Source organism: Asticcacaulis currens (assembly GCF_028550395.1).
GTDB lineage: Bacteria > Pseudomonadota > Alphaproteobacteria > Caulobacterales > Caulobacteraceae > Asticcacaulis > Asticcacaulis currens.
Window position 1 is genome coordinate 54,224 of the sequence record NZ_JAQQKW010000002.1, and the last position, 22,757, is coordinate 76,980.

A 22,757-nucleotide genomic window follows, 5' to 3' on the forward strand; every position below is an offset into this window, starting at 1 on the left:
TTACTGAAGACCGACCTCGACCTCAAATACGCCTGGCTGTTCAGGTAAGGTCAGCACGTTGCCCACAACGGGCCGACCATTGAGGGTCAGACCCGGAGTGCCTCCCCGGCGATAGGTGACGTGGTAGGTCGATCCGCGGAACTGACGCGTCGCCCTGGCCTCGGTCCAGTGCGCGGGCAGACAAGGCTGCACGCTTAAGCCCTCGCGCGTGCCCTTCAGGCCGAACAGGCCCTCGATCAGACTGCGATAGACCCAGGCCACGGTGCCGGTGTTGAACAACTGCGAAGACCGGCCCGCCGTGCGCGGATGGGCATGGAAATCACCGCGGTAATAGTTGGGGATGAAGACCGGAAACTGACCGCGCTGCACATAGTCGGATTCATCGACACCGGCGAGCATTTTACGCATCAGTTCAAATGCTTTCTCCCCCTTCTTCACCTGCGTCAGGCTATAGATATAAAAGGCCGCTGCGTGGTTATAGACCGAGCCATTTTCCGCCACGCCGGGCGATTTTTGCGTCAGACGACCGACATCTTCGCGCATCTTTGTGTAGGGTGGGCCCAGCATTTCGACGCCATAGGGCGTCTCAAGTTCCGCCGCCACGGCCTGCACCATGCGCTCGGCCTGCGCTTCCGAGGCCGCGCCCGACAGAAGGGCAAAACTCTGCGGATTGAGGTACAGCCGCCCCTCCGGATCGCGCCTGATGCCGAAGGCCACATCGTCGTCGGTGATCCCCCGTCCGAACCAGTCACCGTCCCACAGATGCGTATTCATGGCGGCGTTCATCGCCTCGGCTTCGGCGGCCCAGGGCTGCGTCTCTCCCGACAGGCGCACCCACAGACGCAGCGCATAGGCCACGGCGAGGGTCAGCCAGCCGGAGACCCCCTTGCCCTTCCAGCCGACCATATTCATCGGGTCGTTCCAGTCGCCCTGATCAATATAGCTTAGCCGGCGATGGTCGCGGGTCTTGAGCAGCCAGCGCAGCGCCGCCTCCAGCCGCGCCCGCACGCCTTGACCGTCAACCTCGGCGTCCAGCACCGCATAGTCGTCGGTCTCATCGAGATAGGCCTCAAGCAGGATAAACAGCCACACACAATGGTCGGTATGCGGCACCTGATTGATGTAGCTGAACTGCGCCCCGTCATAGAGTTTGATGCCGTCAGGCATAGAGCCGTCGGCGTTTTGCTTTGAGAGGGCATAGAGCAGCGACTCTCTGGCGCTTTGCGGGCGCACAAACACCATGCCCAGCGCGTCCTGAAGATAGTTGCGCGTCTGCGGATCGGTGGTCAGCCGGTTGGTGTCGCCGTGATAATAGACCTGCCGCGCCAGCCAGCGGTTCATGAAGGCGTCGAAATGCGTATCCGGCGTTTCGATGGCCAACACGCCGCGTCCCTGTTCGACATAAGCGCGCGCCTCACCACAGACGCGCTCAAAGGCCTCAGGCCCCAGATAGGCGGCTTTCAGGCACGCCACCTCGGCCTCATCAAAGGCCGGACCAAAAACAAAATGCCAGACCTGAGTCTCATTGGCCTCCAGCGTCTGATCGAATTGCAGCACCGCCGCGGGCGTTTCATAGAGCGCCTCGCCGCCAGCAAGCCCTGCACGCAGCATGTCCGGATCGCTCAGCCCACCCTCGCCTTCGAAGTCTTCGCGCCGCGTCTCAAAGGCGTCAGGGAGACGATCACACGTGAGGAAGGTTTTGTCTTTAAGGTGATGGTTTTTAAAGTAATCGTCTATCTTCTGATAGGCGGTTACGGAGCTGGCGATAACCGCATTCAGGTCGGCATTAAAGCGCGCGCCCTGATTCATCCAGCTCATATAGCCGACCGAGAAATAGGGCACGATGCGCAGCGCGCGCTCTATATCCAGCCGGTTACGGATTTCCAGTCGCCACAGTTCGACCGCCTCATCGACGGGCAGGACCAGGCTCCAGCGGATATCGAGATCGTCCTGTTCGACCGACCATTCCAGCCGTTCCGGATGCTGCGTAAAGGTAAAGGCCTTTGGCGCACGGCGCACCGGCTCATGCGGCACGGAGAAATGCCGCTGACTGACCAGATCGCGCACATAGACAAACCGCCCCGGATGATGGGCGTAGTGCGCCGTTTCCGGCAGCATGAAGGTCTTGCCCTCCACGACCGGCGCGTGGCTGTATTTGGCCGGCTCCGGTTGCATGTGCTGGGCCGTGACGAAGCCGCGACAGGTCGCGTGCAGCATCATCTTGCAGTTCCACAGAAAACCGGAGGCACGCGGCATGGCCGTGGCCGAGGTCAGGGTACAGGAATCGGGGGTCAGGGTGATCAGGCGCATATCGCTTCAAAACACGACAACGTTGTCGGGTCAAGACAGCCTGCCGACTAAACCGGCAGGGCGATGGCGTTTTTGACCTCTTCCAGCACCGCATAGGTGCGGGTTTCACGCACACCGGGCAATGACACCAGCGCGTCACCCAGAAACTGCCGATATGCCGCCATGTCCTTAACCCGCGCCTTGATCAGATAGTCGAAACCACCTGCCACCATATGACATTCCAAGATTTCCGGCTGGCGCGTCACGGCGTGGCGAAAGGCATCGAACACGTCCTCGGTCGTGCGATCGAGCAGCACCTCGACGAAGATCAGCAGGGCACGATCCAGCTTGACCGGATCCAGAATGGCCATGGTGCCCAAAATATAGCCATTGGCCTTCAGGCGCTTGACGCGGTCAAAGCAAGCCGCCGGTGACACGTGCACCGCCTCGGCCAGCGCCTGATTGGTCATGCGCCCATCCGCTTGCAGCAGGCGCAGAATCCTGCGGTCGATCTCATCCAGCATGGCGTTTTCCCGTTCCGGTTTCGCGCAGAAGATTCGCATGAAATTGGCAATAATGAATAAATATCCTTCGGCCAATAGGGGTAAAATTCCAAGGACATTTTCCACAAACCGAGCATACTCTAAAAAGTTTCATATTCGACCATCCCGGAGCCTCCATGACGCCTGCCAACGCCCGCGCCCGCATGATCGCCCTTCATCGCGCCCCCGAGCCGGAGGTGCTGGCGGCCCTATTGCCCGACGCCACGCTCGATACCGCCGCACGTCAGCGCGTGATAGCGCAGGCGCGCCTGATCCTTCAGGACCTCAAGGCGGCGCAATCGACCGGCTGGGTCAATCGCTTTCTTCAGGAATACCGGCTGAACACGGCCGAAGGCGTGGCGCTTTTGTCGCTGGCTGAGGCCTATCTGCGCGTTCCCGATCCGGAAACGGCCAACCTTCTGATCCGCGACAAGATCGGCGATGCCGACTGGCGGGCGCACAAGGCGAAATCCGGCTCGGCTCTGGTCAATACAGCGACCTTCGGCCTGATCCTCACCCGCGCCCTGGTCGATGACCCGCAACAGGCCGGGACGCTGAAAAAGCTGATTACCCGCATGGGCGAACCCGTCATCCGTCAGGGCGTCGCCGTCGCCATGAAGATGATGGGCGAAGTCTTCGTCATGGGCCGCACCATCGACGAAGCGCTTGATGTCGCCGCAAAGCCTGAAAACAAGGGTTTCACCGCTTCTTTTGACATGCTGGGCGAGTCGGCGCGCACCTTTTCCGATGCCGAAAAATACTTCGCGGCCTATGAACAGGCGCTGGACACAGTCGGGCGTTCGCCAAAAGGCAATGGCCATTCCATTTCGATCAAGCTGTCGGCCCTGCACCCACGCTATGAAGTCGCCAATCAGGAAACTTGCGTTCCGCAACTGATTGAGATGATCCGGTATCTGGCCGCCAAAGCCGCAGGCTACAATATGGACCTGACCATCGACGCCGAAGAGACCGAGCGCCTGATGATCTCGCTCGACATCATCGAAGGCGTGTTGCGCGATCCCGCCCTGTCCGGCTGGGACGGCCTCGGCATGGCGGCGCAGGCCTATGGCAAGCGCGCCCGTCCGCTGATCGGCTGGGCGCAGGCCATCGGTCAGGCGACCAGCCACCGCCTTAAGGTGCGTCTGGTCAAGGGGGCCTACTGGGATTCCGAAATCAAGCGCGCGCAGGTCGAAGGCCTCAGCGACTATCCGCTTTTTACACGCAAACCGGCCACCGATGTCTCCTACCTCGCCTGTGCGAGGGATATGCTGGACGCCTCGCACATCTGGCCGGCCTTTGCGGGCCACAATGCCCTGACCGTGGCGACGATCATGGAGTGGGCGGGCGAACGTCGCGACTTTGAGTTCCAGCGCCTGCACGGCATGGGCGAAGGTCTGCATGAGCGTCTGGTGCGCGAATTGGGCTATAACTGCCGCACCTATGCGCCGGTTGGTGGTCATAAAGAACTACTGGCCTATCTGGTGCGGCGCCTGCTCGAAAACGGCGCCAATTCGTCCTTCGTGCATCAACTGGCCGACCCAACTGTCAATGAGGAAACGCTTTTGTCAGATCCTGCCGCCCACATCGCCGCCGTCAAAGGCCGCCCGCACCCGGCCATCCCCCTGCCCGCCGGCCTATTCCCCGGCCGCACCAATTCGCAGGGTCTGGACCTCAGTGATCAGGCCACGCTCGACGCCACACTTAACGCCATTGCCACCGTCGGTGCCAAATCTCACGCCGCCACAGCGCTGGTGTCAGGTCAGGCCGTCAGCGGCACGGCCAGGACGGTTGTGCGCCCCGCCGACCCGTCGCAGCCCATCGGCACCGTGATCGAAGCCTCCGCCGAGGACGTGGCGCGGGCCCTGAAGGCCGCCGATGCCGCCGCCGATCGCTGGGCCGCGACACCGGTCGAAGACCGTGCCGCCTGTCTGGAGCGTCTCGCCGATCTCATGGAAACGCACCGCCTCGAACTGATGGGGCTGTGCGTACACGAGGCGGGGAAGACCATTGGCGACGCCGTGGCCGAAATCCGCGAAGCCGTCGATTTCTGCCGCTACTACGCCGTCAATGCCCGCGAACAGTTCCGTCCCGTGACCCTGCCGGGGCCGACGGGCGAACTGAACGAACTGCGCCTTACCGGCCGCGGCACTTTTGCTTGCATTTCGCCATGGAATTTCCCGCTGGCCATTTTCATCGGGCAAGTGACCGCCGCTCTGGTCGCCGGAAACCCTGTGGTGGCAAAGCCCGCGCCGCAAACGCCGCTGATCGCGTTCCGCGCCGTACAACTGGCTCATGAGGCCGGAATCCCGGCCGATGTGCTGCACTTCCTGCCCGGCGGCCCGGACGTCGGCGCGGCCCTGACCGCTTCATCCGCCGTCTACGGCGTCGCTTTTACGGGTTCCACCGGTACGGCGCGCGCCATCGCCCGCAGCCTGCTCAGCGACGACAGCCGCCCCCTTGTGCCGCTTATTGCTGAAACCGGCGGCCTCAACGCCATGATCGTCGATTCCACCGCCTTGCCGGAACAGGTGGTGGGCGATGTGGTGACCTCGGCCTTCCGCTCCGCCGGTCAGCGTTGCTCGGCCCTGCGTCTGCTGATCGTTCAGGAAGACGTGGCCGACACGATTATCCATATGCTCAAGGGGGCGATGGATACGCTGGTGCTGGGCGACCCGGCGGATATCCGCACCGATGTAGGTCCGGTCATCGACGCCGCCGCACGCGACAAGTTGCTTGCGTATCGCCAGTCGATGCAAACGCAATGGATTCATACGCTTGAAGTCCCGCAGACGGGCCTCTTCGTGCCGCCGACCCTGATCCGCCTCAATGCCATCGAAGACCTGTCGCAGGAATGGTTCGGCCCCATCCTGCACGTCGTCACCTGGAGGGCCGGAGAACTGGACAGCGTCGTCGCCCGCGTCAATGCCCGCGGTTATGGCCTGACCATGGGGCTGCATTCGCGCGTTGCCGAAACCGCCGAGCGGGTCAAGTCTCTGGCCAAGGTCGGCAATCTTTATGTCAACCGCTCGATGATCGGGGCCGTGGTCGGATCACAACCGTTTGGCGGCGAAGGCCTGTCCGGCACCGGGCCCAAGGCGGGTGGCCCGCACTATCTGTTGCGCTTTGCCAGCGAACGTACCGTCTCTGTCGATACCACCTCGGCGGGCGGCAATGCCACCCTGTTGTCGCTGGCCGAAACAGACATCTGACGCCCTTTATTTCGGACGCCCCTTCTCCTGATTGTCCGTTTACGGCTTCGGAGGCAGCCTCATCTTATCGGATGAGGTTGTCCTTGAGCATTCGTCGGCTCATTGGAGTTGCCTCATAGCTCATACTTTTGCATCGCTTCATGTTGTCCCGAAAAGCGGAGCCCCTTTTCGGCATGAGGCTTTAAGAGGCCTGCTATGATGATCGACCTGAAGGTTCTGGAACACGCGCTTGACCGGCTTCTCTACGTCTATGCCACCGACGATGAGGCCGAAGGGGCCGTGGTACGGGCGCTGGCCATACTGATCAGCGATCCCCTACCCGACCTGACGGGCGAAGACATCACACGCATCCACGCCTACATCTATCATGCCCTTCAGGGCTTCTATGCACCGACCATTGACTACCCGGCCATCCGGCGCGAGTTTGTCACCGCGGTTCTGGCGGCGCGCAAAGGCAACTCGGTCCTGCGGCGAATGATTGCGTGATCTGCTTTATCCCCACAGGCCGTGGCGTTGGGCAAAGGCCTCGAACAGCGGCATATAGGGCTGATCCTGACCATTGACGCGCAGGCCGTGGCCGCCGTTTTCGAAAATATGCAGCTCCGTCGGCGTCTTTTGGGTGCGCAGGGCCTGATAGAGAATCAGGCTGTTTTCCGCCGGAACAGTGCGGTCATCCCCCGCGTGGGCGAGGAAGGTCGGCGGCATATCGACCGGCAGATTAAACTCCAGCGACACCTTGCGCTTCTGCTCATCGGTACCGCCGTTCGGGAACATCGCCTTGACCGAGCCGCCATGCGCATAAGGGGCCATCATGGTCATCACCGGGTAGAACATGCCGGTCACCAGCGGCTTCGTCGGCTGCGTGTCGGCGGCATCGACCGGCGCATAGGTTTCACGCCCGAAACTTTCCGACAACCATCCGGCCAGATGGCCGCCTGCCGAAAAGCCGATGACACCGATACGGTTGGGGTCAATGCCAAACTCTTTGGCGCGGTGGCGGATCAGACGGATGGCGCGCTGAGCGTCCTGCAATGGCGCTTCCGGTCCCGCGCCCCAGCCGTCGGCCGGCAGACGGTAGGTCATGACAAAGACCGTCGTGCCGCGATCCGCAAAGTCCTTGTCCGTGCCGCCGCCCGCGCGACTGACGGCCACGCGCACATAGCCGCCGCCGGGGATCATCAGTATCGCCGAGCCGTTCGGGTTTTTCGCGCGACGCACCATCAAAATCGGCTCCGTGACGTGCGTCGCGGCTGTGTCGTTGGGATTGCCGTCCTTCGGATTGCGAAGAATCCACTCTTCCTTCACCGTCACGCCCTTCGAGCCCGGCACCTTGCCCCTGGGCCACAGCGGAAAGCTCTCCAGCGGCGGCAGAAGCGGCACCTTCATCCCTTCGGCCACCAGCGGTGCCCCGGAATCCTGCGCAAAGGCCGTCAGCGGCATCAGGGCCGAGGCGGCAGCACTGGCCAGTATCTGACGGCGGTCCAAAGAAATGGGCATGGCGGGGCTCCCTGCGCGATGTTGATTATTTCTGCGCAGTTTAGAGCCTAAACGCGATTTGACAAGCGACAGCACCAACGAAGACGGTGGCTTACCGTTATTTAGCGGTTGCCGGGTCCGGCTATCCCCCTGACCCGCCGCAACGGGAAGACCTGGTATATCGGCCTGATGAACGACAATCAGGCCCGCGCGGTCAAACTGCAGCTGAGCTTCCTGCCCCAAGGCACCTTTACAACCCGCCTGCGGACCGACGGTGCCCAACGGGCCGATGTCGTCACGTCAACGCAAAAAGCGTCGAACACCAGCGTCCTCACCCTCAACGCCAAACCCTCTGGCGGGAGTTCATTGGTAATTAAGATGAGAGAGTGAGGCGAGCGCTGACCGAGCTGAGATATAAGCCCGTGTCATAAGTCCGATTTGAGCCCTAAGTGGGCTCAAGTCCGCAACGACATCTAAAGCAACTAGGCAACCTAGGCCTGCCCTTAAGAAAGTGGGGCCTTGCTGCTTTAAAATATCAGTAGTAATTTACTAAACAAATAAAAGTCTGTTCTCAGGGATAACTCACGTTTGAGTTGGGGGGGGATGCACAAAGTGAAAACGTCGGTTTTTGTTGCGCTGACAATGAGCTTCGCGGGGGTGGGCCCGCTCGCTGCTCAGACCGCAATCCCATCCGAAAATTATGCGCATCCGCAGCGTCTGGTCGCCATTGACGGCCATCGCCGCATTAACTTGTTTTGCCAAGGTCAGGGCGCGCCAACGGTCCTTTTCGATTCGGGGCTCGGTGACACGACGGTGTCGTGGCGCTATGTTCAGGGCGAGGTCGCGAAGACAACGCGGGCCTGCAGTTATGATCGCGCCGGATATGGCTTTTCCGATCCTCCGCCGGGCGCATCGGACGTGAATGCGAATGTCAGGGACATCCACCTGTTGCTCAAGGCTACAGGAACGGACGGCCCGATAGTATATGTTGGCCACTCTATAGCGGGGCTTTACGGCGTAGGTGTGCAGGGAAAGTATCCCGAAGACGTCGCAGCTGAAGTTCTGGTCGATCCGTCTTATGCCGACATGGGCAGATGGACGCCGCCGGCGGATGCGTCCGACGACCTCCCACCGCCATGGGCACCGTTAGAGGCGTGCCTCGCCCTAGCAAAGGGTGGCGAGTTGCAGGAGCCCAAGACGGATGCCGCTAAAGCCTGTGTTCGCGAAAACCGTTCGCTTGACGAAGTCCTGCGCCGCGTAGACAGACAGCAGCAGACGAACCCCGCGACCATCAGCACTAAAATTTCGGAAATTCAGAGCCTTACGCCATCAGCGCCAAGCTGGGTGTCCACGGATACGGCCCAAATTGACGCCCTAAACCCGCAATTCGGCGATAAGCCGCTGATTATCCTGACGCATAGCAGTATGCCCGTAATGCCGGGGGACACGCCGGAACAGCATAAACTGATGGAAGACAGGTGGATGGCCGCGCATGGCAGACTCGCCGCCCTGTCAACGCGTGGCAGCCATATCGTGGTTCCTGACAGTCGTCACTATATCCATTTTAATCAGCCTAAGGCGGTTATCGACGCCATTAATAAAGCTGTCGCCGACGTGCGTGCAAAGTAGGGGCCGTTATTAGCCGCTCGGCGTAACATCCACAAACGACCTTCCGCATTTATGTCATAACTCGTCAGACGCCTACATATGGGATTAAACAGGTTGTAAGCTCGTATGCATGGGTGCGAAAAGTTGCAAACGGCTACTTTCGCGCCTCTATTTTCTGCGAAGCCCCCCTACCCCATCGTCGGGATCACAAAGCTCTGATCACGCACGACCCCGCCTTGCGGCCATCGTTGGGTGACGGTTTTGGTGCGGGTGTAGAAGCGCACGCCGTCCATGCCGTACTGGTTGAGGTCGCCGAAGCCGGAGCGCTTCCAGCCGCCGAAGGAGTGATAGGCCACGGGCACCGGGATGGGGACATTGATGCCGACCATGCCGACCTCGACCTGAGAGGCGAACTCGCGCGCCGCATCGCCATTGCGCGTGAAGATGGCCACGCCATTGCCGTAGGGGTGTTGCGACGGCAGGCGAATGGCTTCCTCCAGCGTTCCGGCCCGCACGATCTGCAACACCGGGCCGAAGATTTCGTCCTGGTAGGTCTGCATGGCGGGCGTCACGTGGTCGAACAGGCTGGGGGCCAGGAAGAAGCCGTCCTCATGCCCCTGAAGTTTGAAGCCGCGCCCGTCGAGCACCAGTTCGGCCCCCTCATCGACGCCCATCTGGATATAGTGTTCGATGCGCGCCTTGTGCGCCGCCGACACGACCGGGCCATAGTGGGCCTCGGCGTCGGTCGAGACACCGACGCGCAAGCCTTCGGCGGCGGCCAGCAGCTTGGGCCTAAGACGCTCGGCCGTCTCTTCGCCCACCGGCACCACTACGGGCAGGGCCATGCAGCGTTCGCCGGCGGACCCATAGGCGGCGCCCATAATATCGGCCACCGCCTGATCGAGATCGGCATCGGGCAGGACGATGCCGTGGTTCTTGGCCCCGCCCATGCACTGCATCCGCTTGCCATTCTGCGACCCGCGGCCATAGACGTATTGTGCGATGTCGGACGAGCCGACGAAGCTCACGGCGCGGATGTCGGGGTGATCGAGTATGGCATCGACCACGACCTTGTCGCCGTGCACGACATTGAGCACGCCTTCGGGCAGCCCGGCCTCCAGCAAAAGCGCCGCCAGCCGCACGGGCACGGAGGGGTCACGCTCGGACGGCTTGAGGATAAAGGCATTGCCGGTGGCCAGCGCCGGGGCGAACATCCACATGGGGATCATGGCCGGGAAGTTGAACGGCGTGATGCCGGCCACCACCCCCAGCGGCTGCCGCAGCGAAAAGACGTCGATGCCGGGCCCCGCCCCTTCGGTATATTCGCCTTTCAGCAGGTGCGGGATGCCGCAGACGAACTCCACCACCTCCAGCCCGCGCTGAATGTCGCCTTTGGCATCGGAAATGACCTTGCCGTGCTCAGACGCCAGAAGATGCGCCAGGGCGTCCATATCGCGCTCCAGCAGGCGCTTGAACTCGAACATCACCCGCGCGCGGCGCTGAGGATTGAGCGCGGCCCAGCCCGGCTGCGCGGCCTTGGCCACCGCTACGGCCTGCGCCAGCTCATCGGGCGTGCCCAGATCGACCTGCGCCTGCACCCGGCCAGTATTGGGATCGAACACCTCACCCATCCGGCCCGACACCCCCGCTACCGCCTGACCGCCGATAAAGTGTGAGATGTGTCGCATGGGGAGCCTCCACAAGCGCATCCCGGAAAGTGGTCGCGGTTTTCGGACCAGATGCGCGCTAAAAATGTGATCACAGATTAGCGCATTCCTCACACGGGAAAAGAGGCAATCTCAGCTCAGCAATTGCCGCGCGGCGCTGAGGCGTTCAATGCCACGATCCAGCGTCGCATCGCTCTTGGCAAAGCACAGGCGGACGACCGGCAGGCCCTCGCCACCGGGCGCGCAGAAGGCATCGAGCGGGATGGTGGCCACACCGGCTTCTTTTACGCCGCGCAGGGCAAAAGCCTGCCCGTCCAGAGCCACACCCGACCCCGGCAGGTCGATATTGAGGAAATAGGTGCCTTCGGACGGCAGGGTGCGGAAGCCTCCGGCCTCAAGCCCGGCGCGCAGGCGGTCGCGCGACCGCTGAAGGGCGGCCACCTCTTCGGCAAAGCGACCGTCGGGCAGGCCCAGACCAAAGGCGACGGCCGATTGCAGCATGGGCGGCGTGGCGAAGGTCAAAAACTGATGCGCCTTGGCCATCTGGTTGATCAGGCGCTCATGGGCGCAGACAAAGCCGACCTTCCAGCCGGTCAGGGCAAACAGCTTGCCCGCCGAGCCGATCTTGACCCCCAAAGTCTCCAGTCCGGGGACGTTCAGCACGCCGTGATGCGTCGTGCCATCGAACACCACCTGTTCCCACACCTCGTCCGACACCACACAGGCCCGATGCGCGACGCAGAACCGCGCCAGCAGCGCCCAGTCTTCGGGCGGTATCAGGCGAGTCGTCGGATTATTGGGCGTGGTGACCATCACCATGCGCGTGCGCGGCGAAAAGGCTTTGGTTAGTTGCGCCTCGGTAAAGCGCCAATCCGGCGGGTTGAGGCGCACGCGCACCACCACGCCCCCGGCGCGTTCGATCAGCGGCGCATAGGCGTCGTAATGGGGCTCAAAAACGATCACCTCATCGCCCGGCGAGATCAGCGAAAACACCGCTGCGGCCAGCGCTTCGGTCGCGCCGGAGGTGATCAGCACATTTTTTGCCGGATCAAGGCTGAGGCCCTGCGTGCGGCCGTAAAAGCCCGCAACGGCCTCCAGCAACGCGCCCTGCCCTTTCATCGGCGCGTACTGGTTTGAACTGTCGGTCAGCGCGCGCGCAGCGGCCTCACGCACCTCCGGGAAGCCGTCCGTTTCGGGAAAACCCTGCCCCAGATTGATGGCACCGGTCTCTGCCGCCAAGGCTGACATGGTGGTGAAGATGGTCGTGCCAAGCCCGGCATAGACCGGATTGAGCGGCGGCAGGGTCATGAGAGCGGTTCCAGCTATCGGGATGGCTTTTTAGCCCGGCGGCAGCGGTCCGAGCAATAGCGCACCTCGGCCCACACCTTTTCCCACTTCTTGCGCCAGGTGAAGGGAAGGCCGCACCCCTGACAGGTCTTTTGCGGCAGGTCGGATTTCTTCACACCGCGTGGCATCACAGACGCCCTTCGCGCATGGCCTGAAGGTGTGCCTGTGCCTGTGTGCGCAGGGCCATTTGCTTGTCTTCCCCCATGCGCGCCCAGTTGGCATAGACGTAGGACAGGCGCGGATTTTTGCGGAACCGCTCTTCGTGACGTGCCATAAAATCCCAGTACAGAGCATTGAACGGACAAGCTTTTTCACCGACCGGCACATCGACCTTGTAATGACAATCCTTACAATAGTCGCTCATGCGGGCGATATAGGCCCCCGACGCGGCATAGGGCTTTGAGGCCATAATCCCGCCATCGGCGTGCAACGCCATGCCGAGCGTATTAGGCAGCTCTACCCACTCATAGGCATCGGCATAGACGGCCAGATACCATTCATGCACCTGCCGTGGCTCTATACCCGCCAGCAGGGCGAAATTGCCGGTGATCATAAGCCGCTGGATATGGTGCGAATAGGCGTGCTCCAGCGTATGCGCCACCGCCGTTCGCACGCAGTTCATCTGCGTGTCGCCGGACCAGTAGAACCACGGTAAATCCTCGTGGGCTTCCAGCGCGTTCATCGCCCCATAGTCCGGCATAAAGTGCCAGTAGAGGCCGCGCACATATTCGCGCCAGCCCAGCACCTGCCGGATAAAGCCTTCCACGGCGTTGAGCGGCGCGCCGTCTTCGCGATAGGCGCGCTCAGCCGCCTGACAGACTTCGAGCGGATAGAGCAGGCCGGCATTGATATAGGCCGACAGTAACGAATGATACATATAGGGCTCACGTCCCAGCATGGCGTCTTGCCAGGTACCGAACTGCGGCAGGATGTGCGCCACAAAGTGTTCGAGTTCCTTTAGCGCCTGCGCACGCGTGACCGCAAAGTGAAAGGGCTCAAGCTGACCGGGATTGTCGGAAAAGGCTCTGGCGACCAGATCAAGCACCTCGCGCGTGATGGCATCCTTGCGAAAGCTGAGGCGGCGCGGAATGACCAGACCGTCGCGCGGCGGCGCGCGGTTTTCGGCGTCGTAATTCCATTCGCCACCGCAGGGCTTGCCATCGTCGATCAGTATGCCGTGGGCGCGGCGCATTTCGCGGTAGAAGTATTCCATGCGCAGTTGTTTGCGCCCTTCGGCCCAGCGTGAAAACCACTGCGGCGAACAGAGGAAGCGATTGTCTTCGAGCAGTGTGACATCGTCCATGGCAGCAACGACCTGCTTCAGCCGCCATTCGCCGGGTTCGGTCACCTGCACCTTGGACAGGTTCAGTTCCGTGCGGGCGCGTTCGATTTCGCCCTTCAGGCTGTGGGTATTGTCCGGATCATCAAACCGCACATAGCGAACGCGATAGCCTGCCTGTTGCAAGGCCTCGGCATAGTGGCGCATGGCTGAAAACAGAAAGGCGATCTTCTTGACGTGGTGGCGGACATAGCTGGCCTCTTCAGCCACCTCCGCCATCAGAAAGACGTCGGTTTCCTTATCGGCGCGGGTTCGGATGTCGAGCCGCGCCGACAATTGATCCGCAAGAACAAGCCTGAGTGTACCCATATGGCCAATACGACCCGCACACGGTCACGGTTCAGCAGGCGGGCGCGTGTTCTTTGGGGCCATAGGTGACGATCAGGCGGTAAAGCTCATCCTTGCCGGCAAAACTGCGCGGCAGCATGACCTCCTGACGCTGGATCAGAGCGGGGTCGTAGCCCTGAAGCGTGATCTTTGACTGCACATATTTAAGACCGGCGGCCTGAAGATCGACGATTTCCGGGTGAATACGCGAAGAGGCGAAGGTCAGCTCAATGCGGCCGGTGTCCGGATCGACCTTGTCAAGCAGAGGTTTGAGCATCGGATCATAGGGTTTGGATTTGTAGTCTATGTTGCGAATGTCGAGCGTAATCGTCCGCTCACACGGTTGCGCCACCACTTGTCCGGCGCCAAAAGCAACACTAAAAACGCCAATCAGAGCGATCATTCGCTTCATCCGTTTTGTACCCTCCCGGCGCTTTGGTTCACCTGACAAGTGTAACCGAATTCGCCTCCTCGGCTATTCGCATTTCCGTGAACGGAAACCTCTGGCTCTATAAATATGCGAATAATTCTCATTGACAAATCCGTCCGATTTCGTCACTATCAACTCAAGCGTTCGGGACCGGACAGCCTCCCCTTCCGGCGCTTTCTGGGTAACGTCTTGTTGCTCAATTATCCTCGGTGCACTCAAAACCCGCCTCAGCCTGAGGCGGGTTCTTTTTTAGCCCTCAGTACAGATCGCGGCGATAACGTCCTTCGCTGAGCGCCGCTTCCAGCCAGTCCGGGCCAAGCGCCTCTTTCAGAGCCGCATCGACACCGCGCCCCATATCCAGCCCACCGCAGACCAGCACGCTGCCGCCCTGCCCCAGCCAGTCGCGGATGGCCGGGGCCTGTTGGGCTATCACATCCTGCACATAGATTTTCACGCCGTCATCAGGGCGCGAGTAAGCCAGATCCAGTTTGCGGAGACGCCCGCCGTGTTGCCAGCCGCGCATCTCATCGGATAGACGCCCATCGTGCAGCGGATGGCGCTCGCCATAGATCAGCCAGCACGGACGGCCGCGCCCGGCCAATTCCAGCAGATGCGGTCGCACACCCGCCAGACCCGACCCTGCAGCAATCAGCAACACCGGGCCGTCGCCCGCCGGGGCATGGAATCCTTTATGCGTTTTCAGCCGCAGCGGCACGCTTTCGCCCAGGGGAAGCGTCGTCAGCAGGCCGGAGCCTTCGCCGCGTGAACCATCGGCTTTGATGACTTCGCGCACGAACAGGCGCACCCGCCCCTCTTCGGGCAGGGAGGCGATGGAATAGTCGCGACGATGCCCGGACGGCGTCAGGATTTCGGCCAGATCACCGGCCACCCACGTAGCGCCTTCGGCTATTGCAAAATCAATGGCGTAAAGCCCCGCTGATGGACTTTCGGGATTGAGCCGTTCGCGGGCAATAAGGGTTGTAGCGGCGAAATTGGCGTCCGCTTGCATCGCCGCGCCACCCCACTCTTTGAGGTAGGATTCCCACTGTTTCAGGGCCTGTGCGTCGAGATCATCGACCTCGGTGATCGGCTTTTTGGCCGTCGCGCCGCAGGCGGTAAACCAGTCGTGCAGCCGATGGCCAAAGGCGCAGAAGTCTTCGTAACTGCGATCACCCAGCGCCAGGACGGCAAAGCTCTGCGCCGACAGGTCGGGACGCGAAGACATAAGTGCGCGCTCAAAGGCCGCACCGTCGTCCGGGGCATCCCCGACACCGGTGGTCGAGGCCACCACCAGCACCAACTTCGCCTGTTGCAGGTCAGCGACGGTTGCTTGGCCCAGCGACATCAGACGCGTCGTCAGACCGCCCGTGCTCAGCGCTTTGTGCGTATGGCGCGCCAGTTCTTCCGCCTGCCCGGTCTGCGAGGCCGAGAGGATCAGGGCATCGACGGCCACGGCTGACGCACGGGCGCGACCGCGCGTCAGCATGACGCCGCTCATCAGCATCCACAACACGCCGGCCCCGGCAGCCAGTCCCACGCGCAGCGGATCGGTGGTAACGAAGTCGATCATAGCCAGTCCTCAAGGGCGGGGCTCAGCACCTCACGCCCGTCGCTCAGCCCCATCAGACAAGGGATAGCATGGGTTTGTGCAAAAGACATGGCAGGATGTTCGCCCATCACCATCAGGGCGGTGGCCAATGCATCGGCGCGCCAGCACTGCGCATCAAAGACGCTGACCTGACGGATACCGCTCTGCACCGGGGCGGCGGTGGCGGCGTCGATCGTGTGCGACAGGCGCACACCGTCATGGATGAAATAGCGTTGGCTGTCACCCGTGGTGGCCACGGCCAGATCGCTGAGCGCCACAAGGGTTTCAGTGTTGAACGTTCTATCTGCGCGTTCAATCTCCACCCACCACGGCTGCCCCTCGGCACGGATGCCAAACGCTTTCAATTCACCACCAATCTCAATCAGCGCCGAACGCACCCCCGGCGTTGCCTTGAGACTGTCGGTTACGGCATCGACCGCATAGCCCTTGGCGATGCCGCACAGGTCGAGTTTGAGACCTTCGGGTTTGGTCAACCCGTCCGGCCGCCAGTCAAGCGCGCGCCAGTCCCGACGCTTTCTCAGCGCGGCGCGCGCTTGGGGTGTCGGCGGGCCTTCAGGCACGATCTTCGCGCCGAAACCCCAGATTTCGACCGCTTCCAGCAGGGCCGGATCGAAGCCCCCCCGGGTTAAACGCGCCATATCCAGCGCGTGGGCGATGACCTGCATCAGCATAGGCGGCAGGGGCACAAACGCCCCTGCCCTGGCCTCATTGAAGCGCGTCAGGTCAGAATCAGCGCGATAAGGCGACATTTCGGCGTCAATGCGGTCGAGAATAGCCTGAATCCGCTGGCAAAGGCCCGTTCGATCCACCGGCCCGTCACTGAACAGCCGCACCTGCCACGTCGTGGCAAAGGCCTCCCCTGACACGTCACACGGCAGGCACGCTGACACGTCTTCCGGCGGCGTGATCAGCGCCGGGACCAGAACACGCCGGTTTGGTAAAGTGTCAGTTTGCGTCATTACACTTAGCTTAAGCCCCTTCCCTAATTTTAGGGGAGGTGGCATTCGAGCCCCAGGCGAGAAGGACGGTGGGGTTAATGGCCGAGCTTCATCCCCACCGCCTTTGTCACTATTTCTAGTAAAATCAGGAGAGGGATTTTTCTTACGGTTTGATGGTGAACGCCACAGCGCCCAGCTCGGTCGCCCCCTTGGTCGAGACTGCAACCGCCTTTTTGCCGTCCCACTTGAACGGCGCCTTGACCACTTCGCGGCCGCCGCCTTCACGCGCCGCTTCGACATTCAGCACGTAGTCACCGGGCGTCATGCCCTTCAAAGCCGAGGTGTCGATCTTCGCCGTCTGACGGCCGGGAGCCTTGGTGGCCGACGACAGACCGCTGACTTCGGAGGCGCTGAGGTCGCGGCCCGATTTGCGCCACCAGGTGCGCAGGTCTTTCAGCCACTTGTCGCCCTTCCCCACCTGATACCAGACAAACAGGTTGGATTTGTGCGCGCCCGCACCGTCCTCGACCCACGCCGCCACATAGGGCTTATGGTATTCAGCGACGTTGAGACGCGGCACTTCGACATCGACGGCTACTGTCCCGGCCTGAGCGGCACCCACCGCACCGGCGCTGAGAACTGTCGTCCAGATGGCGGCTTTAGCGAACATGATAAACCTCACGCATGAATAAACAGAAGGAAGAGGATGAAGGGCACGATGGTGCCCAGACCGACCAGAGGCCAGGTGATGCGACGTCCCCGCGCATAGATCCACAACAGACCCAGACCGGTGACGCAGAAGATGACCGAGGCAATGGCGATGATGTCGATAAACAGGCTCCAGGCCGGTCCGGCATTGCGCCCTTTGTGCAGGTCATTGAGCATCGCAATAAAGCCGCGATGGCTCTTTTCATAGGTGACATGGCCCGTATCGCGCTCGACGCTCATCCATTCGTCAAAGCCCGGACCCGGCATGGCGAAATAGAGTTCGCTATCAGAGACTTCCGGCAGAACTTTTGAGACATCAATCCCCGTATCGGCCTTCAGTGCCCGGGCCACATCGTCCGGCAGTCGCGCCTTGTCCTGCGCCTTGGGCAGCAGGGCCAGAGTCTGCGCGCTGAGGTCCTTTTCCCAGTTGGTGACCTGCGGCTTCGCCTCGATAAGGCTGGCGTGGTTGAGCGTAAAGCCGCTGACCGAAAACAGGATCATGCCGACCAGACAGAGGGCCGAGGATATCCAGTGCCACTGGCGTAACTGATTGCGCCAGAAGGAGGGAGTCGGTTTGAACGAAGTCGTCATCAGGCTTGGGGCTCTACTTAATAATCATTCTCATTATCAAGGCGTCCTGGCTTTTGCAAGGCAGCAAACCGTCTTATACCAAGGGTCATTGAAAATGACTCTTGGTATTCCATTCGAGAATTTCTCACGTCGCTGATACATATAAGACATTCTCGTTTCTTCAACGGCCGGATGCTGTCAGCATCTTAGGCCGTTGGTATTAAATCGACAGATGTTCAGCTCTTATACGGTCCAGGGTCGGCGTTCCCGACAGGGCCATGACCACTTCCAACTCTTCGCGCAGCGTGCGTATCGCATGGGCCACACCCAGGGGCCCCGCCGCGGCCAGCGCCTGAATATAGGGTCGCCCGATCAGCACGGCCGATGCCCCAAAAGCCAGCGCCTTGAACACATCGCTGCCGCGTCGGATACCGCCGTCCAGCAGGATCGGGACGCGACCACCGACGGCAGCGGCTATGGCTGGCAGGGCTTCGATGGCCGCCGGCAGGGTATCGAGCACCCGGCCCCCGTGATTGGAGACGATCAGCCCGTGCACCCCCATGCGGCAGGCATGATCGGCGTCTTCCGGGGCCATAATGCCCTTGAGGATGACCGGCAAACGGGCCTCGGACAGTACCCACTCGATATCGTCCCATCCGGGGGCTGCCTTCATCAGGCCTTCAAATACGCGGCTATGTCCGGATGCGGTCGGGGTGGCGGCTGACACCGGCGGTAGATTGACCGCCGAGAGGTGCGGCGGCAGGCGGAACCCCGCGCGTTGTTCCCGATTGCGCACCCCGGCCATGGCCGCATCGACCGTTATGACCAGCGCGCGATAGCCTTCGCGCTCGGCCCGGTGAATCAGGTCGAGCGATACGCCGTGATCGGCCTGTAGGTAGAGCTGAAACCACAGGGGCGGCGCGGTTTCGGCCTGCGCCACCTCTTCGAGCGTGACGGTTGATAGGGTCGAGAGCACCATCAGGGTCTGGGTCACCGCAGCCCCCAGCGCCGTGGCGCGTTCGCCGTCCGGATGAAACAGTTTCTGATAGGCGACAGGCGCTAAAAAGATCGGATGTTCATAGAGATGTCCGAACAGGTTCAGGCGCGTGTGACCGCCGGCGACCGAGCCCAGAACCCGCCCCTTAAGCAGGATTTCAGAAAAGGCCTCGACATTGCGACGCACCGTGTGCTCGTCACCGGCCCCGGCCTGAAGATAGGCCCACGTCATATCGCTCAGCCGTTCGCGCGCATAGGCCTCGTAGTCTGAGACCGCGACTATATCGGGAGGAATGACCGTCAGTAGTGCCTTGGGTGACATCACATCTGCGCCCATTGCCGCAGAAGGTTGTGATAGTGGGCGGTGAGACTCACCACTTCCTCGCTGTCGCCCAACTGGCTGCGCAAGCGCAGAATGGTCATATCAAGTTCAAACAGCATCCGCCGTTGCTCGCTGTCCTTCACCAGACTTTGCGTCCACAGGAAGGCGGCCAGCCGCACGCCACGGGTGACCGGCTCGACGCGGTGCAGGGAGGTGGACGGATAGAGGATGGCATCCCCGGCGTTCAGCTTGACCTCATGCGCGCCGTAGGTGTCTTCGACGATCAGTTCACCACCCTCATACGCTTCCGGATCATTGAGGAAGACCGTTGTTGAAACGTCGGTGCGCGCTGTGAGGCCCTTAAACGGATCGTGGTGAAGGGCGCTGTCCACGTGGTTGCCGTAATGCCCGCCGCCCTCATAGGCATTAAAGCGCGGCGTCAGGACAATATGCGGCAGGGCGGCGGACTGAAACAACGGATGACGGCGCAGCGCCGTCTCTATGCGCTCGCCCAGTATCCGCGCCTCCGGCACATCGGCGGGGAGTTGTTTGTTTTGTTTGACCTTCTGCGCCTGCGGCCCGGCCGATGCCGCGCCATCGGCCCAGCGTGCCTCAGCGAGTGCGGCGCGTATCTCGGCCACCCCTTCGCGGCTCAGGACTTCGGGCAGGTGCAGCAGCATGGCGAACTCATATAAACATGGCCCCGAGCGGAAGGTCGGAGCCAAAGATCATGAAGCGATTGATAAACGGTGGAAAGGGCCGCGCCCGCGAAACAGTGCCGCAGCCCTCGTTTTTTTAGAATTGGTAGTTCAGGGTAACAGTTGCCGAACGCGGCGCACCGGGGATCAGACGCGAGCCACCATTGTTCAGCGTGGCTATATAGTCCTCATCCAGCAGGTTATAGACGTTTAGTTGCACCGACACCTTGTCCGTCAGCTTATAAGAACCATAGGCATCGACCACCCAGTATTCCGGGATGAACGGCACGTTCTGGGTCGCCAGATCGACGCCCGGCGTATTGGCGCGGACCTGCTCACCGGTATAGCGGGCTCCGCCACCTAAGGTCAGCTTCGGCGAGACTTCATAGGTGGTCCAGACCGTGGCCGCCAGTTCCGGCGACCAGCGAGTGACCGCCCCCGTGGCGTTGGCACCGGTCGTGCCTCTTTCGACCTCGGTATCCATAGTCTGGATACCGGCGGTCAGGTTCCACTTGTCAGTGATCTTGCCGACCACGCCCAGATCGAAGCCCTTGACCGTGCGCTTGCCGAAGTTTTCGCCAAAGCCGGTATTGAAGGGATCTTCGACAAACTCGTTCAGATGTTCGGTCGAATAGTAGGCAGCGGTCAGAGACACACGACCTGACAGCACGTCCCACTTGACGCCGGCTTCGAGATTACGCGTCTCGGTGGGATCGACATTGGGGTTGTTGATATTGGTCGAGGTTTCGCTGCCGCCGACCGTGGTTGTCGAAGCCCCCAGATTGACTGTGCCCGGCGGGGTCTTTGAATTGGCATAGGCCACATACAGGCTGGCCGTTTCGACCGGCTTATAGACCAGACCAGCCTTATAGCTGGTCAGGGTGCCGTCGCCTTCGAGGCGGGCATTGGTCGCGGTTGTGGTGGTAATGTCGTAGCTATCGACACGTATCCCGGCATTGAACAGCCATTTTTCGCCAAAATGGATGGTGTCAAACAGATAGGCCGAGCCGACATTCAGCTTGACGAAGGCACGTGTGCCGTTCAGCCCATTGACCGGCAGATCGACATTGGGGTTCGGAGTGTACAGATTAGCTTGCTGAGCCGTGGTCAGGGTCACGGCGTTAACGCCATAAACCGCCACCTTTTCTGTCGAAAACTCGAGCCCGTAGGCCAGATCGTGCGTAAAGGCCCCCGTGGTCGCCGAAGCCGTGAAGTTGGTCGCATTGATCAGGGCGTCATTGTCCTTGACCACGTGCTGACGCGAACGGTTGACGGTCCAGGTCGAGCGATCATTGAGATTGGTCGCCGTAATACCGGCATTGCCCGTGCTCACCCCGGTCAGGACACGATCCAGCGACGTGCGGCTGAGGCGCGTCGTATTGGTCATATAGATGCCGGACGCGAAGTCGTGCTCGAACTTCACCGTAAACTGCGACGAGTCCGTGTCTTCATAATCATGGACGGAGCCGTAGAAGTTTTCGGAACCAACACGCGGAGCCGACTTGATGGCGGGCGTCGCATTGTAAAAGCCTGGATAGCCGACGGAGGGGATACCACCGTCCGGCACATTGTCGCCCTTTGACACTTGCGCAAAGCCATAGAGGCGCGTCGGCGTACCGATGCCGATGCCATAGGCGGCAGCGAGTGCGTAGCCCGACTTCTTCACCTCGTCGCGGCCTACGGCATTGATGTCTTCGGCCATCAGGTTGAGGCGCAGACCGCTGGTCTTACCCACGGCGCGGTTGACATCGACCGTGGCGCGCGCCCCGCCCTGACTGTAGGCCGCCAGCGTACCGGAAGCCGCCGCCTCAAGCGTCGGGTGCTTCGAGACCAGATTGATATAGCCCGAAGAGGCGCCACGCCCGATATCGGCACCACCGGCCCCCCGGATCACTTCGACCTGCTCCAGATTGAAGGTATCGCGCGAGGCCGAACTCATATCGCGCACCCCGTCGACCAGCACCGAAGTCGAGGCATCGAAACCGCGCATCTGGAAGGTGTCACCGGCTGAGGTGTTGCCGTTTTCGCCCATCTGAACCGTAATGCCCGGCACATTGCGCAGGGCTTCCATCAGGGACGCGGCCTGTTGCTGCTGAAGGACTTCCTTCTTGATGACGCTGACGGTCTGTGGCGTGTCGATCAGGGCTTGGGTCTGCTTGGGCGACGACACCACGTCGGCCTTATAGCTGTTGTCGTCTGCGGTAACGGTGACGCCTTCCAGCTTCTTGTCCTGCGCCAGAGCCGTTGCGGAAAGCGCCGGAACCGCCGCTGCGGCCATCAGGGCGGCGGTCAGGTAACGGTTGGAAGCGTGCTTGCCATTGCGAATGTGAGACATGTGCATCAACATCTTTAAAAAAAGGCGTCGCGGTTTCCGTCTGACGCCGAGGGAGGGTGACCGGCAGACCGGCCTGCGAGCATTCTCGGTGGAATTGCGAATAATTGTCAGGTGCAAATACCGCACTTCGGCTTTATTGCAACCGCAAAATGACCCTTTTCCACCGTATGACGTCGTTTTTTGCAAGTGTGTCGCAAATTCAACAAACGGCGACACCGAAAATGACCGGGGGCCGACGCCGTGGTCCCACACCCGCAACGCCGGCCCCCGTTCCCGCCGGAGCGGGTAAGGCATATTGTACCCTCTGAAAAGCCCTAGAGCATTCGTCGGCTAAGTTGAGCCGCCGA

19 protein-coding genes are annotated in these 22,757 nt (G+C 61.3%); 4 read left to right on the plus strand and 15 right to left on the minus strand.

Annotation, left to right across the window (positions count from 1 at the left end; translation table 11 throughout):
* Positions 1–2,310 carry a GH36-type glycosyl hydrolase domain-containing protein gene (locus PQU94_RS03425; protein ID WP_272740100.1) on the minus strand — a complete coding sequence of 770 codons (2,310 nt, stop codon included), beginning with the start codon at positions 2,308–2,310 and terminating at the stop codon, positions 1–3.
* A gap of 47 nt (positions 2,311–2,357) precedes the next feature.
* Positions 2,358–2,813, minus strand: a complete 456-nt coding sequence (locus tag PQU94_RS03430) for an Lrp/AsnC ligand binding domain-containing protein (RefSeq protein WP_272740101.1) — start codon at positions 2,811–2,813, stop codon at positions 2,358–2,360.
* 155 nt (positions 2,814–2,968) lie between these two features.
* Between PQU94_RS03430 and putA the strand changes: the two genes are divergently transcribed.
* A complete protein-coding gene (gene putA, locus PQU94_RS03435) occupies positions 2,969–6,040 on the plus strand; it encodes a bifunctional proline dehydrogenase/L-glutamate gamma-semialdehyde dehydrogenase PutA (protein ID WP_272740102.1) in 3,072 nt (1,023 codons plus the stop codon).
* 195 nt (positions 6,041–6,235) lie between these two features.
* Positions 6,236–6,526, plus strand: coding sequence for a hypothetical protein (locus tag PQU94_RS03440; protein ID WP_272740103.1), 291 nt, complete (start codon positions 6,236–6,238; stop codon positions 6,524–6,526).
* 6 nt (positions 6,527–6,532) lie between these two features.
* On the opposite strand, the gene PQU94_RS03445 is transcribed toward PQU94_RS03440, so the two are convergent.
* A complete protein-coding gene (locus PQU94_RS03445) occupies positions 6,533–7,537 on the minus strand; it encodes an alpha/beta hydrolase (RefSeq protein ID WP_272740104.1) in 1,005 nt (334 codons plus the stop codon).
* A 108-nt stretch (positions 7,538–7,645) separates the two neighbouring features.
* Here PQU94_RS03445 and PQU94_RS03450 point away from each other — a divergent pair, with 108 nt between their 5' ends.
* A complete protein-coding gene (locus PQU94_RS03450; RefSeq protein ID WP_272740105.1) occupies positions 7,646–7,906 on the plus strand; it encodes a glycoside hydrolase family 97 C-terminal domain-containing protein in 261 nt (86 codons plus the stop codon).
* A 222-nt stretch (positions 7,907–8,128) separates the two neighbouring features.
* Positions 8,129–9,145 (plus strand): alpha/beta hydrolase, encoded by a 1,017-nt coding sequence (locus PQU94_RS03455; protein ID WP_272740106.1) that lies wholly within the window; start codon positions 8,129–8,131, stop codon positions 9,143–9,145.
* 167 nt (positions 9,146–9,312) lie between these two features.
* On the opposite strand, the gene PQU94_RS03460 is transcribed toward PQU94_RS03455, so the two are convergent.
* The 12 genes from PQU94_RS03460 to PQU94_RS03515 form a co-directional block, all read right to left on the minus strand.
* Positions 9,313–10,812 (minus strand): CoA-acylating methylmalonate-semialdehyde dehydrogenase, encoded by a 1,500-nt coding sequence (locus PQU94_RS03460; RefSeq protein WP_272740107.1) that lies wholly within the window; start codon positions 10,810–10,812, stop codon positions 9,313–9,315.
* Between the two features lie 111 nt (positions 10,813–10,923).
* Complete coding sequence (locus PQU94_RS03465) at positions 10,924–12,099, minus strand: aminotransferase (RefSeq protein WP_272740108.1); 1,176 nt, start codon at positions 12,097–12,099, stop codon at positions 10,924–10,926.
* Positions 12,100–12,113: 14 nt separating this feature from the next.
* Positions 12,114–12,266: a DUF2256 domain-containing protein gene (locus PQU94_RS03470; protein WP_272740109.1), complete on the minus strand. Its 153-nt coding sequence runs from the start codon at positions 12,264–12,266 to the stop codon at positions 12,114–12,116.
* Positions 12,266–13,786, minus strand: a complete 1,521-nt coding sequence (locus PQU94_RS03475; protein ID WP_272740110.1) for a cryptochrome/photolyase family protein — start codon at positions 13,784–13,786, stop codon at positions 12,266–12,268. Before PQU94_RS03475 ends, PQU94_RS03470 begins: the two co-directional genes overlap by 1 nt.
* A 31-nt stretch (positions 13,787–13,817) precedes the next feature.
* The gene (locus PQU94_RS03480) at positions 13,818–14,207 is read right to left on the minus strand and encodes a hypothetical protein (RefSeq protein WP_272740111.1); all 390 of its coding nucleotides are present in this window, start codon (positions 14,205–14,207) and stop codon (positions 13,818–13,820) included.
* 283 nt (positions 14,208–14,490) lie between these two features.
* The gene (locus PQU94_RS03485) at positions 14,491–15,804 is read right to left on the minus strand and encodes an NADPH cytochrome P450 oxidoreductase family protein (RefSeq protein ID WP_272740112.1); all 1,314 of its coding nucleotides are present in this window, start codon (positions 15,802–15,804) and stop codon (positions 14,491–14,493) included.
* Positions 15,801–16,802, minus strand: coding sequence for an FAD:protein FMN transferase (locus PQU94_RS03490; protein WP_272740113.1), 1,002 nt, complete (start codon positions 16,800–16,802; stop codon positions 15,801–15,803). Before PQU94_RS03490 ends, PQU94_RS03485 begins: the two co-directional genes overlap by 4 nt.
* A gap of 142 nt (positions 16,803–16,944) precedes the next feature.
* The gene (locus PQU94_RS03495; RefSeq protein WP_272740114.1) at positions 16,945–17,451 is read right to left on the minus strand and encodes a DUF2271 domain-containing protein; all 507 of its coding nucleotides are present in this window, start codon (positions 17,449–17,451) and stop codon (positions 16,945–16,947) included.
* A gap of 8 nt (positions 17,452–17,459) precedes the next feature.
* Positions 17,460–18,080 carry a PepSY-associated TM helix domain-containing protein gene (locus PQU94_RS03500; protein ID WP_272740115.1) on the minus strand — a complete coding sequence of 207 codons (621 nt, stop codon included), beginning with the start codon at positions 18,078–18,080 and terminating at the stop codon, positions 17,460–17,462.
* A 199-nt stretch (positions 18,081–18,279) separates the two neighbouring features.
* Positions 18,280–19,377: an alpha-hydroxy acid oxidase gene (locus PQU94_RS03505; protein ID WP_272740116.1), complete on the minus strand. Its 1,098-nt coding sequence runs from the start codon at positions 19,375–19,377 to the stop codon at positions 18,280–18,282.
* Complete coding sequence (locus PQU94_RS03510) at positions 19,377–20,057, minus strand: Fe2+-dependent dioxygenase (protein ID WP_272740117.1); 681 nt, start codon at positions 20,055–20,057, stop codon at positions 19,377–19,379. The genes PQU94_RS03505 and PQU94_RS03510 overlap by 1 nt, the downstream gene beginning before the upstream one ends.
* A 115-nt stretch (positions 20,058–20,172) precedes the next feature.
* On the minus strand, positions 20,173–22,410 hold the full coding sequence (locus PQU94_RS03515; protein ID WP_272740118.1) for a TonB-dependent siderophore receptor: 2,238 nt from the start codon (positions 22,408–22,410) through the stop codon (positions 20,173–20,175).
* Between the last annotated feature and the right edge of the window lie 347 nt (positions 22,411–22,757).

Bases quoted from the DNA above. Each gene is read 5' to 3' on its own strand.
- PQU94_RS03425 (WP_272740100.1), bottom strand. From the start codon at position 2,310: ATGCGCCTGATCACCCTGACCCCCGATTCCTGTACCCTGACCTCGGCC.
- PQU94_RS03430 (WP_272740101.1), bottom strand. From the start codon at position 2,813: ATGCTGGATGAGATCGACCGCAGGATTCTGCGCCTGCTGCAAGCGGAT.
- putA (WP_272740102.1), top strand. From the start codon at position 2,969: ATGACGCCTGCCAACGCCCGCGCCCGCATGATCGCCCTTCATCGCGCC.
- PQU94_RS03440 (WP_272740103.1), top strand. From the start codon at position 6,236: ATGATGATCGACCTGAAGGTTCTGGAACACGCGCTTGACCGGCTTCTC.
- PQU94_RS03445 (WP_272740104.1), bottom strand. From the start codon at position 7,537: ATGCCCATTTCTTTGGACCGCCGTCAGATACTGGCCAGTGCTGCCGCC.
- PQU94_RS03460 (WP_272740107.1), bottom strand. From the start codon at position 10,812: ATGCGACACATCTCACACTTTATCGGCGGTCAGGCGGTAGCGGGGGTG.
- PQU94_RS03465 (WP_272740108.1), bottom strand. From the start codon at position 12,099: ATGACCCTGCCGCCGCTCAATCCGGTCTATGCCGGGCTTGGCACGACC.
- PQU94_RS03470 (WP_272740109.1), bottom strand. From the start codon at position 12,266: ATGCCACGCGGTGTGAAGAAATCCGACCTGCCGCAAAAGACCTGTCAG.
- PQU94_RS03475 (WP_272740110.1), bottom strand. From the start codon at position 13,786: ATGGGTACACTCAGGCTTGTTCTTGCGGATCAATTGTCGGCGCGGCTC.
- PQU94_RS03480 (WP_272740111.1), bottom strand. From the start codon at position 14,207: ATGATCGCTCTGATTGGCGTTTTTAGTGTTGCTTTTGGCGCCGGACAA.
- PQU94_RS03485 (WP_272740112.1), bottom strand. From the start codon at position 15,804: ATGATCGACTTCGTTACCACCGATCCGCTGCGCGTGGGACTGGCTGCC.
- PQU94_RS03490 (WP_272740113.1), bottom strand. From the start codon at position 16,802: ATGACGCAAACTGACACTTTACCAAACCGGCGTGTTCTGGTCCCGGCG.
- PQU94_RS03495 (WP_272740114.1), bottom strand. From the start codon at position 17,451: ATGTTCGCTAAAGCCGCCATCTGGACGACAGTTCTCAGCGCCGGTGCG.
- PQU94_RS03500 (WP_272740115.1), bottom strand. From the start codon at position 18,080: ATGACGACTTCGTTCAAACCGACTCCCTCCTTCTGGCGCAATCAGTTA.
- PQU94_RS03505 (WP_272740116.1), bottom strand. From the start codon at position 19,377: ATGTCACCCAAGGCACTACTGACGGTCATTCCTCCCGATATAGTCGCG.
- PQU94_RS03510 (WP_272740117.1), bottom strand. From the start codon at position 20,057: ATGCTGCTGCACCTGCCCGAAGTCCTGAGCCGCGAAGGGGTGGCCGAG.
- PQU94_RS03515 (WP_272740118.1), bottom strand. From the start codon at position 22,410: ATGTCTCACATTCGCAATGGCAAGCACGCTTCCAACCGTTACCTGACC.